Source organism: Psychrobacter sp. 1Y4 (assembly GCF_051847555.1).
Map to the genome: position 1 here is coordinate 1 of NZ_JBPYDE010001183.1, position 511 is coordinate 511.

Here is a 511-nt window from a genome sequence, read left to right on the forward strand (position 1 = left end):
TGGTTCAGCTAAGAGAATAGAAAAGCAGCCAGTTATGAGATGTGTTTATATTGATCCTACTTCCGACTATATCCATCTAGCTCAGAGGAATCGCCTAACATTTTTCCGTGAGTTTGGTCGTGAAAACTTGGAAAGAGATAGTATCCCTAAAGCTGAAATTGAGTGCACTGACTATGAGAATTATATAGACGAGAAAACCGAAGATTTTAGAAAGGCGTTTGTAGAGTTAAAAAGTATTTATAACAATGCTATAGATAAGAAGAAATCTTTAAAAAAACTAAGTAAAGAAGATTCAGATAAAATAGATAGCTTACTGGATATGATAATTTTACCTCTAAAATATCTAGTCAAACACTCAGCTTTTCAGGAAGAACAAGAATGCCGCATGCTATATATTACTTCACTTGATGACCCTAAAGTTAAAATGGATTTTGGCAAATTTCTATACGTAGAATACGAGCCAGAGGTAAAATCACATTTGGATAAAATATACATCGCACCAGCCGCAACG

At 34.2% G+C, this 511-nt stretch carries 1 pseudogene; it reads left to right on the top strand.

Annotated elements, in window-relative coordinates:
* Positions 1 to 511, top strand: a pseudogene (locus ACS8FC_RS21045) (hypothetical protein); the annotation flags it as partial.